The organism is Oryzomonas rubra (assembly GCF_008369015.1).
In the GTDB taxonomy this organism is placed as follows: domain Bacteria; phylum Desulfobacterota; class Desulfuromonadia; order Geobacterales; family Pseudopelobacteraceae; genus Oryzomonas; species Oryzomonas japonica.
The window spans coordinates 16,843-29,628 of sequence record NZ_SRSD01000013.1; the positions used below are offsets into that span (position 1 = coordinate 16,843).

A 12,786-nucleotide genomic window follows, 5' to 3' on the forward strand; every position below is an offset into this window, starting at 1 on the left:
AGCTCTCCCTTTTTTGCGGGAGATGATCGATGTGCAGTATCGACGGCACACTGCTGGACTTTAAAAATCTGGACCGACTGGCTGCCGGGGATACGGGCATCCATCGCCTCGACCCGCGGGCAAAGGTAGTGGTGACGCTCGTCTTCGTCGTCTGTGTCGTTTCATGCGGCAAATACGAACTGGCGGCGCTGCTCCCCTTTTTCCTGTTCCCGGTATTCATGGTGACGCTCGCCGACATCCCGGCCCTGTACCTGGCAAAGAAGATCGCCGTCATCATCCCGTTTGCCGTCATGGTCGGCATGTTCAATCCCTTGTTGGACCGGCAGGCGGTGCTGCATGTGGGAGCGCTGGGCATCTCGGGAGGGTGGGTGTCCTTTGCATCCATCGTGGTGCGGGCCATTCTCACGGTCAGTTCGGCCCTGGTTCTGGTGGCCGTAACCGGCTTTCCCGCCATCTGTGCCGCATTGGAGCGTATGGGCATGCCCCAGCCCTTTGCCGTGCAACTGCTCTTTCTCTATCGGTATATCTTCGTGTTGACGGAAGAGGGGGCGCAGGTGTCCCGGGCTCGGGAGCTGCGGACCTTCGGGGGCCGGGGGCGGGGCATCAGGGTCTATGGCTCCATGATCGGCCATTTGCTGCTCAGGACCTGGATGCGGGCGGAACGCATCCATATGGCCATGCTGGCGCGAGGGTTTTCCGGCGCGTTTCACACCCGCCGGCAGTTCTGTTTCGGCACCAGGGAGACGGCATTCGTCCTGGGCTGGAGCCTGTTCTTCATTACCGCGAGATCGGTACCGGTGGCCCATCTGCTCGGGTCGCTCGTAACGGGAATACTATGAGTCACCACATTGTTGAAGTAAAAGGGCTGCACCATACCTATCCCGACGGGACGTTGGCCCTGCGGAATATTTCATTGCGCATCACCCATGGGGAGTCGGTGGCGGTCATCGGCGCCAACGGTGCGGGCAAGTCAACCCTGTTGCAGCATTTTAACGGGTATCTGACGCCGACGGCGGGCGAGATCCGTATCGGCGATTTTCCCCTCACCCGGGAAACCCTGCCGGATATCCGGCGCACGGTGGGCATGGTCTTTCAAAACCCCGACGACCAGTTGTTCATGCCCACGGTCTATGATGACGTTGCCTTTGGTCCGCTCAATCTCGGCCTGCCTGCCGGGGAGGTGGATGAGCGTGTGCGGGCGGCCCTGGCGAAGGTCGGGGCGGTGCATTTGCAGGGAAAACCGCCATACCGGCTTTCGGGCGGTGAAAAAAAACGGGTGGCGATCGCAACGGTGTTGTCCATGTCGCCCGACATTCTGGTCATGGACGAGCCGACCAATGGGCTCGATCCCTTTGCCCGGCGCCAGTTGATGGGACTGCTCAGGGAGTTCCGCCATACCAGAATCTTTACCAGTCACGACCTGGACATGGTCCTTGAACTCTGTGAGCGGACCATAGTACTTCACGAGGGCGAGGTCAAGGCGGATGGCCCGACCCGCGACATATTCGGCGATGCAGCCCTGCTCGCCGAATGCCGGCTCGAAAGACCGCTCTCCATGCAGGGTTGCCCGATCTGCGGCACCCGCGGGTAAGGCAATAACACCCGACACCATTTACGTTGTCAATCAACGGGGACGATCATGCTGTAAAGCTTTTCTTGTATCAAAATGACGCAATCAAGGGCGCCTGGACGTGTTCCAGGCGCCTTTTTTAATGTGAAAACAGGAGGATAAGCACATTGACCCTGCGTGTTAATTTTTTTAACACTTTGAATTTACGTTGAAATTCATTTTTGCGTGGAGTAGAAGGTGAAGTGCAGTGGGGGCGTTGGCATTTGTTGTTTTATTGAAGTAAGTTGAACTGACGCACCTTGGAGGCGACCGGGTGTGATCCTTCTTCGCTGAGTTTGGCAGCTAATCGGATCGAGGCGGGGGCGCGGAAGGAAATCTAGGCATGATTGACACCATGCCAACAAGGCGCTGAAGCGGATCAGCCATAAAGAGGTCTTCCGCTTAGTTCTGTGTTGATGAGGACTAATTAGTGAGTAGAAACGAAGGAATTTTGTATTTTCTTGTTAACAAGGCTATGCCTGGCCTTTTAAAAGTCGGCTACACCTTGAATGCACTCGAACAAAGGCTTTCCCAGCTAAACTCAACAGGTGTGCCATTTCCGTTTACAGTCGGCGCTTCATTTTTGGTTCAAAATCCAAAAAAGGTCGAGCAAGAAATTCATGCCCAGTTAAAGCAATATCGAATAAATGATAACCGTGAATTCTTTTGCATTTCTCTGCAGAAAGCTTTGGAGTCGGTCACGTCCATAGTTTTAAAACATGTCTCGATCTCCTGCGACAGCATCAATAATCAAATCGATGAAGCATCTGCTCTGGCCCATGATTTAGAGCAAATTGATATTAACATTCTCAAAACACTTGCCACAGAGAAACGTTCACAAGGACTCCCGGTTTACAATGTTGGAGACCCAGATGAAAGTGATTTGGAGACAGAAAATCGTCTTGCAAATCTCAAAGAGAGGCGATTAGTTGAAGAAAAGAGGAGCAGAGAAACTTGGCAAGGCAACCTCTGGAGGATCACAAGCAAAGGTGTTAAGTTTTTGTTTGACCACAACCTGATTGACGCAACAAAACGTACCCTTTTGTAGTATCTGAAGTGAAGATAACGGTCTCGGCTTCAGGGCTCTTTTGAATCCAAATCATCAACCATCGGGTGGTGCGGTGACCCCGCACACCCTCAGTCCCGTTGAAAAGAAGGGCCAATAAGGGGACAGGCTACTTATTGATCCCTCTGCTACTCATTTGGTGCCTGTCCCCTTATTGGTGCCCAAGTTGTTATGTTAATGTTCTAAGTTGGCATCTTGGAAGCCTGGCCCCATTTTTTTCACGGGTTAGATTCAAAAATGATAAATGCGTCAATGTTTAGACGCGACACCTAGATTTTACGTTAGCTTAATAGGAAATAAACATGAAATCAGCAACCTTGCATTCTTTGATGACAGCGCGAACCTTATATTCAGAGGCAAAAGGGCTCATTGAGGCCAACGACCGACATATGTGCACAGCCGGCCTTGTTATTCTTCAGGATGCACTCGAAATAATATTTGTGGCGCTTCTAACTGAAAAAGGAATTGACGAAAAGAAAAGTCTAGAATCAAAAGGTTTCGATGAATTAATTGGTGAACTAAAAAGTGCAGGAATAACTGTGCCAAAATCTGGAACACTGAAGGCTCTTAACAAACAAAGAGTCATTTCTAAGCATTATGGTCAATTAGCAGAACCGGTAACCGTTAGAGGCTATGCCGAAGCCGCAGATACAGCCGTAGATGCTATTATTCCGCTAGTTATAGGAAAAAAATTAAATGACATATTCTTGTCAGAACTTATTGAAGAAGGCGAATCGCTTAGTTTCTTGAATTCTGCAGCAGCATTGATCGAGCAAAAACAGTATCTTGAAGCCTTAATAGAAGTTCGGAAAGCAATATTTGTTGAAATTGAATACGAATATGCGATTCACAAATGGGCAGATTATGACCCACAAACTTCAACTTTAGGCTTTCTTTCCACATGGTCTAAAGGAGGCAATAAAGCGTATTCATGGACTAAAAATAAAGAATGGATCGACAAAAATGTAAAAGTGCCAGTTGATTACGTTCAAGTAGATCATGAACGATTAAGAATGGATGCAATGGAGTGGGGTGTAAATACCGCTGAGTTGGAAAATCTTCGCCGATTAACACCACGTGTATTCAGGCCAGAAAAAGAAGCACAATGGCACGTCCACTTTGATATTGAATTTCCGCCTAACGAGGCAACCGAATCTAATGCGAACTATTGTTTAGATCAAACTGTGTCAATTCTACTTAGGAAACAACAGCACGCTAAGAAAAAGCGATGGCCCAAGAAAGAAGTCAAATTTGCTTCGCCAACCATTTACATTGATCAGGATATTTATTCCAAAGCATCTCAAGATTCAGAAGTGGTTCACACGATACATCAAGATTATAAATATGAAATAGACAGTATTGTCACTGGCTTTGATCCATCTGAAAAATATTACAGAATACATGGATCTAAAGCAGACGAAAGTCAGGCAATAGGTAGTTGGATATTTGGGTACTTATTAATTATAGAAGATATTGTCAGCTAACAATCGGCGGCAGACGGATGTTAATCCGCTTAGAGGTCGCTTTGTTTCATAAAATGGAGTAAATAATGAGTACCGACATAATCTTTTACACGCAACTCGCTTCAATTATTACCTTCCTTGTTGCTCTATTTGTCCCTTATAAAATTCTTATCGCACAGAAGGACGCATCAATCGAGCTTCTCAAGCAGGAGATCGAAACTATGAAGCGCAAATTAAATGACGCAGAATCCCAGTCACCAGATGTATTGGTTACTGCACTCTCAACAAGGGTTGGAATTGCCAAGGAAGAAATTGAAAGGCTCAAACAGGATGGAGATGCACACAAAGTAAAGATAAACGAAAAAGAGAATCAGCTTTGTAGGTTAGAAGAGCAACTTGCAGTATTGAACGAGTTAATCAAAGACAGCGAACTCGTCTGCCCCATATGCAAGGCTCCATTGATGACGCGAGTCTCTCATACAATATACGGATATTGTGATGGGCGAGAAGTTGATGCTGATATCGAATACCTCGAATATGAATGCGGCTATACAACTGATGGTGGTGAAGATAAATCCCCATGTGGCAAAAATAGAAATGCCAACTAGGAAGAAGCAACGGCCTAAAACCTCCGGTGTTCTCCCAATTCGTTACAAAAGAAAGTGTTCTTCTCAGTGCCCATATTTGTCCGCGCTGGGGACCCAGCACAGACGCGAACCACCCCGTTCTCTCCCGTGACAACGATCACGGACATTTCACCTTCAGCCCACCTCGGAATATTCCCGCACGCGAAACTCCACACCCAACGATTCGGCCAGCCTGCGGCAGGCGTCAATATCGACCCCCGGCACGGTTACGGCGCTGGCCACGACCTGGGGGATATGCTCCCGTGCCGCGCGGATGAAGTCGCAAACGCCCTCGAATCCTGCATCGCCAAAGGGGGTGTTGCAGATCTGGTCGTAGGTGGTGCTGTCCGGGGCGTTCAGGCTGACGGAGATGCTGTCCACCAGCCCGGCCAGTTCGGGCAGGATGTTGCGCTGGTGGACCAGGTTGGCCTGGCCGTCGGTGTTGATGCGGATGCGGTAGCCGCGCCCCTTGAGCTCGGCCGCCACCCGCTTGACCAGGTCCAGGCGGATCAGCGACTCGCCGTAGCCGCAGAAAACCACTTCATCAATTCCCTCCGGTTGGCCGACAGCCGCCATGATCTCTTCGAAGGAAGGCTCCCCGTCCAGAAGCAGGTTGTGCCCCTTGACGGTGAAGTCGTCGAACTTCGCGCAGAAGCTGCACCGGTTCGAACAGCGATTGGTGATGTTCAGGTAGAGGGAGTTGCGGATCATGTAGGCGATCTTGGTGGACTGGTCCCACAGGCGGATGCCGAACAGGTCGCGGCAGTTCTTGGTGGTGATCCGGGCCACATCATCCAGGGACAACCCCTTGGTCTCGGCCACCTTCTCCGCCGTCAGGCGTACATAGGCCGGCTCGTTGCGTTTTCCGCGGTGGGGAACCGGCGTCAGGTACGGGCAGTCTGTCTCCACCAGCAGGCGATCGATGCTGACGCCACGCAGCACAGCGCGCAACGCCTCGTTGGCCGGGTAGGTGACCGTGCCCGTGATGGAGATGTATAATCCCATGTCGATGGCTTGGGCGGCCATGGCGGCATCGCCGGAGAAACAGTGCAGCACCCCCTTGTGTACCCGCTCCTCCCGCAGGATTGCCAGCATGAGCTCATGGGCGTCACGGTCGTGGATGACGACCGGCAGCTCCAGTTCGTGTGCCATGCGCAAGAAACGGCGGAACACGATCTCCTGCTCGTCGCGGGGGCAATAGTCACGGTAAAAGTCCAGGCCGATCTCTCCGATGGCCACCACCTTTGCACTGGACCGGGCCAGGTCCCGGATAACGTCGTAGCACTGTTCCGTCACCCGGCCTGCATCCTGGGGATGGACCCCGACCGCCGCATACATATGGGGATACTTCTCTGCCAGTGCGACCGACTCGCGGCTTGATTCTATGTCGGTGCCCACCACCAGCATGGCACCCACCCCGGCATCCTCGGCGCGTTTCAGCATGGCATCGAAATCGCCGGCATAGTCGCGGTAGTAGATGTGGGCGTGGGAATCGATCAGGATGTTGTTGGTCATCTATTCCGTTCCTTTAGTGAATGGTGAATGATGAATGGCTAGAATTTGATTTTACTATTCACGATTCACCATTCACGATTTGTAAAATGTGATCAGAAGTTTTTGGTGATCTCCCGCAGCAGTGCTGTGGCGTAGCTTCCCTTGACCAGGCTGAACTCCAGTTCCAGCCTATCGCCTTCGATCCGAAAAGAGGGGGCTTCCAGCGGTATCCGCAGCGGTCGCCGCTCCCCTTCCATCCTCAAACCGCCCCCCATGTCGAAATCAGCCGGCCGTATCTGTTCATTGTCGAGAATCTGCTGTTCGATTTCAAGCGGTTTTCCCGCAGGCTGCTTCATCTTGCAGCCGAAGATCGGCCCGGTGGCGGATATCTCAAAGGTGCGGGTCCGTTCCGCCTCCGTATCCGCATCCTCCACCAGAAAGCAGGCGCCGTTCACGTGCTTCCATGCCAGGTCTCCCGGCAGCAGGGCGTCGATCTGTTGGATGCGGTGTTCCACCACCTGATCGAAGAGCCAGGATTGCAGGGCCGAGAGGTAGAGCTTTTTCAGACGGGGATGAATGACGGCAAAGGCCCGCTCGAACCCGTCCGGCCTGGCGGCAAGCCGTTGCAGCACCTCCCGCTCGCTCCGGCAGTGGCGGGGAAACAACTCCAGAGCCCCGGCCAGGTCGCCCCGTTGATAGGCCTCGATCCCGGCTCTCCACTGTTCGTCGCGCACCGCCTCCGGTTCGCCCATGAGCCGGTCCGTCGCCCCCTGCCAGTCGTGCCGCAGCATGGCGGCGCCGATCAGGTGGGAATTTCCCTGGCTGCCGTAGCGCTGGTAGCCGAAATAGTTGGGCACGCCCCGCTGTTGCAGGATCTCCAGAACCGCGGGGACGACCTCCCCGGCATGCGGCGCGATGTCCCGGACAACGATGCGGAAACGGTTCCCCTTGAGGTGACCCAGTTTGAGTTTGTTGGTGTGGCGGGTGGCGGAGACGATCTTCAGGCCATCCAGTTCTACCCCTTCAGCCGCTTCCGGCTTGACGTGCTCCACGGAGATGGTCTGCCGGGTGACACCGGCGGCATCCTTCATCCCGGCGTAACCGATGGCGCGTTCCGCGACATTGAGATGCCGGGCAATGCGGCGAATGGCCTCCAAGGTGGTGATGCCGCGCTTTTCCACGATCAGGTAGGCGTGGTCGCCGGAGCCGCAGGGCTGATAGGCCGGAATCTCCTCCACCAGAAAGTCGTCGCAGGATTCCTTGATCGTGCCACCGATGCCGGGGAGGGAAGCGGTCAGGTAGGGGCGTGGGGGTATCATGGTGCCTCCCGTTCAGTGTGGTCGAGCTGGCCTGACTGGCGCAGGGCTTCGTACAGGACAATCCCCGCCGATGTGGACAGGTTCAGGCTCCGTACGGCACCGGCCGGCATGGGGATCGTGATGCAGGTGTCCGGATTGGCGTTGAGCAACTCTTCCGGCAAGCCCCTGGTTTCACGCCCGAAGACCAGAAAATCCCCCGGCCGGAAGGCGGCATCCAGATAGCTGCGGGCGACCTTGGTGCTGAGATAGAAAAAACGGCCCTGGGGCGCGCTCGATTGGAGCTCTTCCAAACTATCCCAGCGGCGCATCGCCACATGCTTCCAGTAATCGAGGCCGGCACGTTTCAGGTGCTTGTCGTCGATGGAAAACCCGAGTTGCCCCACCAGATGCAGGACACTGCCGGTGGCGGCGCAGAGGCGGGCGATATTGCCGGTGTTGGGAGGGATCTCCGGTTCGACCAGCACGATGTTGAATGGTATGTTTGGGGGCACGGACTCTTCCTCGACGGTATAATAAAAATTTAAACCATAGACCACTTGCATCCCAAAATCAACACAACCGGCCCCGTATACCCTCCCGGCTCTTGCAATTTTTATCCGTCAAGGCTACTATGATGCCACAAATTATTGATACTGGGGAGTTGCAATGAAGATTATCGTAACTGATGAAGTATCTGCGGAAGGTCTTGCCCTGTTGACCCAGGATGCGCGCATCCAACTGGATGTAAAGCTGGGGTTGAAGAAAGATGAACTGCTGGCGGTCATCGGCGACTATGAAGCAATCATCACCCGCAGCGGCACTACCGTTGACAAAGCCCTGTTGGACGCGGCCACCAAGCTGAAGATCGTTGCCCGGGCCGGGGTCGGCATCGACAACGTGGATGTGGACTACGCCAGCTCCAAGGGTGTCATCGTGGTAAACGCGCCATTCGGCAACACCAACAGCGCCGCAGAGCATACCCTGGCGCTTTTGCTCTCCTTCTGCCGCAACGTCACCATTGCCAACGCCAGCCTGAAAGCGGGGGAATGGAAGCGGGGCCCCTTTACCGGCCACGAGTTGAAGGGCCGGGTCGCCGGTGTGATCGGCCTCGGCAAGGTGGGAGGCCGGGTAGCGGCACGGCTCAAAGCGTTTGAATGCGAGGTGTTGGCCTGCGACCCGTATGTTTCGGTCAAGCGCGCCAACGACCTGGGGGTCAAACTGGTATCCCACGATGAGATCTACAAGAATTGCGACATCATCACGGTTCACACCCCCCTGACCGACGAAACCCGCAACATGGTCGGCCCCCGCGAATTCGGGCTGATGAAGAGCGGCGTCATCATCCTCAATGTGGCGCGGGGCGGCATCATCAACGAGCAGGCGCTGCTGGATAATCTCGTCTCCGGCAAGGTGCTCGGCGGCGCCGTCGACGTCTGGAGCCAGGAACCGCCCGCGTCAGAGACGCTCAAACAACTGATCGCCAACAAAAAACTGGTGGTCACCCCGCACCTGGGGGCCAACACCTTTGAAGCCCAGATCAACGTGGCCATCGACGTCTCCCGCGAGATCATCAACTACCTGGACGACAAGCCGATGGAAAACGCCGTCAATATCCCCCGCTTCGACCTTGCCCTCATGGACCAGATGCGGCCGTTCCTCAACCTGATGAGCGTCATGTGCGACTTCGGTATCCAGCTGGTGGACACCAATCTGGAAAAGGTCAGTTTCGGCTTTGCCGGCAATATCGCCCATTACGACTGTTCGCCCCTGACCGTCTGCGGCCTGACCGCCCTGTTGAACCGTGTGGTGGACCAGGACGTCAACATGGTCAATGCCTCGCTGATCGCCGACCAGATGGGCATCGTGGTGGAAGAGTCCAAGACGACCCAGGGAGGCGCCTTCTCCAACGTCGTCACCCTGATCATCGAAGGGGAGGGCAAGCGCCGACTGGTTTCGGGCACGCTTTTCGAAGGTTCCCCCCGCATCGTGCGGCTGCGCGATTATTCCATGGACTTCACCCCGGAAGAGCACATGCTGCTCCTGAACTACGATGACCGCCCCGGCATAATCGGCAAGGTCGGCACCATCCTGGGACAGTACAACATCAATATCGGTTCAATGAACCTGGGACGGCACGAAAAGAAGGGCGAGGCCATGGTGTTGCTCTCCCTTGATTCGGCCGTGCCCGAGAACGTCCTCCAGGAGATAAAGGCCGCCGCCGCCGCCTCCTACATCAGGGCGTTGCGCATGCGCGTCGGAGCCTGCACCCGCAGTTGCGGCTGCGGCGCCTGAGGCTCCCGGCCCCATGCAGTTTCCCCATATCGACCCTGTTTTCCTGAGCATCGGCCCGCTCCAGTTTCGCTGGTACGGGCTGATGTACGTTCTGGCCTTCGCTGCCACCTATTTCATCCTCAGCTCCGAGGTGCGCCGCAAACAATACCCCCTGACCAAGGACGACGTGGCGGACTTGGTCTTTTACGGCGCCATGGGGGTGGTGTTGGGGGGACGGCTCGGCTATATCCTCTTCTACGACCTGAAAGTCTACCTCGCCGACCCGTTGCAGGTCTTTGCGGTCTGGAAGGGTGGCATGTCCTTCCACGGCGGTTTTCTGGGGGTCATCCTCTCCTTCGTCCTGTTTGCCCGGCGCAAGACGATCTCCTTCTGGGCGCTGATCGACATGGCGGCCCAGTGCGCCCCCATCGGCCTGGGACTCGGTAGGATCGGCAACTTCATCAACGGGGAGTTGTACGGCAGGCAGACGGACGTTCCCTGGGGGATGGTCTTTCCGGGAGGGGGCGAACTGCCGCGCCACCCCTCGCAACTCTATGAGGCACTGCTGGAGGGGCTGGTTCTGTTCTTCATCGTGCGGATCATGTCCCGGCGGTCGGATGTGACCGGTATCCCGGCTTGGACCTTCTGCGCCGGCTATGGCCTGTTCCGGTTTATCGTCGAACTTTTCCGCCAACCCGATGCCCAGATCGGTTTCTTCTTCAACTTCTTTTCCATGGGGCAGCTTTTGAGCCTGCCCATGTTCCTCGTGGGCAGTTTCATGGTATTCAGGCTCTCCCGACGGGCCGCCTGAATCCGAACGCTCCCCCCGGACGCTGCTGAAAGGGCTTTCAATCGCCTGATTCAGGGGTATACTCAGATAAACTACATATCCGACAGGAGGCACGACACCATGATAAGCAAAAAAGTGGCTGACTCGCTCAACAAGCACATGAACCTTGAGCTCTATTCCGCGCATATCTATCTTTCCATGTCCTCCTGCGCCAATGAGATGGGGCTGAAGGGCGCCGCCAACTGGTTCATGGTACAGTACCGTGAGGAGATGGTCCATTTCATGAAGTTCTATACCTACCTCGTTGACCAGGGGATGAATATCGAACTCCTGTCCAGCAAGGCCGTGCCGAACACCTACAAGTCGCTGTTGGAAATGATGCAGAGAACCCTGACCCATGAGGAGCTTATCAGCAAGTGTATCAATGACTTGAGCGAACAGGCGGTTCAGGCGAAAGACCATGCCACCCAGATTTTTCTGCAATGGTTTGTGACCGAACAGGTCGAGGAAGAGAACAATGACCGGGATCTGATCGCCAAGCTCAAGCTGGTCGGCGACAATGGCCACGGTATTCTGATGATCGATGCCGACATGGCGCAGCGTGTGTTTGTGCAGCCCGTCGGCGCCCCCCTCGCGGTGTAGCGTGAAGATCCGTTTCTGCGAACATAACAAGGGCAAGGGCAAGGTGTACCGCCGCCTGAAAGAGGAATTCCCCGATCTCAACATCAAGATCAAGGAATGCGTAAAACAGTGCTCTGCCTGTCGGGAAATGCCCATGGCCACGGTGGACAAGGAAAAAATCACCGCCCGTGACGGGGATGGGCTGTACGACAAGATCGTTGCGGCGATTCGAGAGAAGCTGACGAAGGACTGATGGACACTGGACGCCGGGCCTCCCCCCGGCGTTTTTCGTCTTCGCTTGCCTGCCTGCGCGTGATTGACGGTTGCCGTCGGCGGAGTTTTGTGCTACATATCACAACTTCCTCTTCGTCAACAGAGTATGCGCCCGTAGCTCAGTTGGATAGAGCAACGGCCTTCTAAGCCGTGGGCCGCAGGTTCGAATCCTGCCGGGCGCACCAATCCTCATTGAATCCGATTAACTGCTTTTGCGGTTGTCGGACTCTTTTTTTCTGCCGTAAACCGTACCGCGCTGCTTTTCTCACATCTCCCGTAAAATCCCTACCCACTCATGGATGAAAAGATCGAGATACTCCCGGCTGATGGCGCTGGAGTGGGGCGTGATCACCACATTGGGCTGTTCCCAGAGCGCCGAGGTGGGTGGTAGCGGCTCCTCGGCAAAGACATCCAGTCCGGCGCCGGCGAGTCGACCCGTTTTGAGGGCGCTGAGAAGATCTTCCTCCCGGTAGCAGTTGCCGCGTCCCAAATTGTACAGGTAGGCCCCCGGCTTCATGGCATTGAAATGCCGCTGGGTAAAGATGCCGTCGGTTTCCGCCCCACCGGGCAAAACCAGGACCACGTGATCGGCATCGGGGAGTTCCTCTTCCAGGCTGCCGAAGGGGATCACGTTGTCAACGTGCGGGGCGCCCTCGAACCCTCTCGTATCACGCTTGACCGCGGTAATGCGTGCCCCAAAGGCTGCCAGCAGTTCGGCCATGGACCGGCCCAGCGATCCAAACCCGACGATCAGCACCCTCTGGCTGAAGAGCGCTACACACTCGCTGTAGCCGGGGCGGTCCCAGATCCTGCCCTGCTGGTCGGACAGCGATTTCCCCACATGCCGGTTGAAGTGGAGCATCATGGCGAGGAGGCTTTCACGCATGATGCGGCCGTGGAAGCTGCCGTAGAAGGTCTTCACCCGGCCGGTCGGGTCTGCAGCCACCCAATCATGCCCGGCGGCGGGCGTAAAGAGGGCCTTCAGCCTTGGAGCGCTTTCGTACCAAGCGGGCTTGAACACCCAGGTCAATGCGCAATCGGCTGCCGGAAGCCGGTCAAGGAAATCACTATTCCCTTCGGCGACGGTAATACGGGTGCCGGGAAGCATCCCGCGGATCAGGTCGAGATGACGCGGTTTGAGGGAAAAGGCGTCTACGTTGTTGTGAAGATGGACGAGGAGGTTGTGGATTTTCATGGTTGTGCCCGCGAGATCGTATTTGTGTTGGGAACGTATCATACCTGCAAAATCTATAAATTCAACCGCGAACCGCCCCT

The 12,786-nt window shown here is 55.3% G+C and carries 13 protein-coding genes and 1 tRNA gene; 10 read left to right on the forward strand and 4 right to left on the reverse strand.

Going from position 1 to position 12,786, the window contains the following annotated elements; genetic code table 11:
- Positions 1 to 29 precede the first annotated feature (29 nt).
- The 5 genes from cbiQ (at position 30) to ET418_RS17565 (ending at position 4,746) form a co-directional block, all read left to right on the forward strand.
- A complete protein-coding gene (cbiQ, locus tag ET418_RS17545) occupies positions 30 to 839 on the forward strand; it encodes a cobalt ECF transporter T component CbiQ (RefSeq protein ID WP_149309872.1) in 810 nt (269 codons plus the stop codon).
- Positions 836 to 1,591, forward strand: a complete 756-nt coding sequence (locus ET418_RS17550; protein WP_149309874.1) for an energy-coupling factor ABC transporter ATP-binding protein — start codon at positions 836 to 838, stop codon at positions 1,589 to 1,591. The genes cbiQ and ET418_RS17550 overlap by 4 nt, the downstream gene beginning before the upstream one ends.
- Positions 1,592 to 2,039: 448 nt before the next feature.
- Entirely contained in the window at positions 2,040 to 2,657 is a 618-nt protein-coding gene (locus ET418_RS17555) for a GIY-YIG nuclease family protein (RefSeq protein ID WP_149309876.1), read from the forward strand.
- A 320-nt stretch (positions 2,658 to 2,977) separates the two neighbouring features.
- Positions 2,978 to 4,159: a hypothetical protein gene (locus ET418_RS17560; RefSeq protein WP_149309878.1), complete on the forward strand. Its 1,182-nt coding sequence runs from the start codon at positions 2,978 to 2,980 to the stop codon at positions 4,157 to 4,159.
- Positions 4,160 to 4,224: 65 nt separating this feature from the next.
- Positions 4,225 to 4,746 carry a coiled-coil domain-containing protein gene (locus ET418_RS17565; RefSeq protein ID WP_149309880.1) on the forward strand — a complete coding sequence of 174 codons (522 nt, stop codon included), beginning with the start codon at positions 4,225 to 4,227 and terminating at the stop codon, positions 4,744 to 4,746.
- Positions 4,747 to 4,899: 153 nt separating this feature from the next.
- Here ET418_RS17565 and ET418_RS17570 read toward each other — a convergent pair whose 3' ends face one another.
- The 3 genes from ET418_RS17570 to ET418_RS17580 form a co-directional block, all read right to left on the reverse strand.
- Positions 4,900 to 6,279 (reverse strand): TatD family hydrolase, encoded by a 1,380-nt coding sequence (locus tag ET418_RS17570; protein WP_149309882.1) that lies wholly within the window; start codon positions 6,277 to 6,279, stop codon positions 4,900 to 4,902.
- Between the two features lie 92 nt (positions 6,280 to 6,371).
- Positions 6,372 to 7,577, reverse strand: a complete 1,206-nt coding sequence (gene truD, locus ET418_RS17575; RefSeq protein ID WP_149309884.1) for a tRNA pseudouridine(13) synthase TruD — start codon at positions 7,575 to 7,577, stop codon at positions 6,372 to 6,374.
- Positions 7,574 to 8,068 (reverse strand): tRNA (cytidine(34)-2'-O)-methyltransferase, encoded by a 495-nt coding sequence (locus ET418_RS17580; protein ID WP_149309886.1) that lies wholly within the window; start codon positions 8,066 to 8,068, stop codon positions 7,574 to 7,576. The genes truD and ET418_RS17580 overlap by 4 nt, the downstream gene beginning before the upstream one ends.
- Before the next feature lie 154 nt (positions 8,069 to 8,222).
- Between ET418_RS17580 and serA the strand changes: the two genes are divergently transcribed.
- The 5 genes from serA to ET418_RS17605 all read left to right on the forward strand — a co-directional run bounded on the left by serA (position 8,223) and on the right by ET418_RS17605 (position 11,696).
- Positions 8,223 to 9,848, forward strand: a complete 1,626-nt coding sequence (gene serA, locus ET418_RS17585; RefSeq protein WP_149309887.1) for a phosphoglycerate dehydrogenase — start codon at positions 8,223 to 8,225, stop codon at positions 9,846 to 9,848.
- A gap of 13 nt (positions 9,849 to 9,861) precedes the next feature.
- Positions 9,862 to 10,638 (forward strand): prolipoprotein diacylglyceryl transferase, encoded by a 777-nt coding sequence (lgt, locus tag ET418_RS17590; RefSeq protein WP_149309889.1) that lies wholly within the window; start codon positions 9,862 to 9,864, stop codon positions 10,636 to 10,638.
- Between the two features lie 99 nt (positions 10,639 to 10,737).
- A complete protein-coding gene (locus ET418_RS17595) occupies positions 10,738 to 11,259 on the forward strand; it encodes a ferritin (RefSeq protein WP_149309891.1) in 522 nt (173 codons plus the stop codon).
- Position 11,260: 1 nt separating this feature from the next.
- The gene (locus tag ET418_RS17600) at positions 11,261 to 11,491 is read left to right on the forward strand and encodes a DUF1450 domain-containing protein (RefSeq protein ID WP_188055687.1); all 231 of its coding nucleotides are present in this window, start codon (positions 11,261 to 11,263) and stop codon (positions 11,489 to 11,491) included.
- A gap of 128 nt (positions 11,492 to 11,619) precedes the next feature.
- Positions 11,620 to 11,696 (forward strand) — tRNA-Arg (locus tag ET418_RS17605).
- Positions 11,697 to 11,776: 80 nt separating this feature from the next.
- Here the strand turns inward: ET418_RS17605 and ET418_RS17610 are convergent.
- The gene (locus tag ET418_RS17610; RefSeq protein ID WP_149309895.1) at positions 11,777 to 12,706 is read right to left on the reverse strand and encodes a D-2-hydroxyacid dehydrogenase; all 930 of its coding nucleotides are present in this window, start codon (positions 12,704 to 12,706) and stop codon (positions 11,777 to 11,779) included.
- Between the last annotated feature and the right edge of the window lie 80 nt (positions 12,707 to 12,786).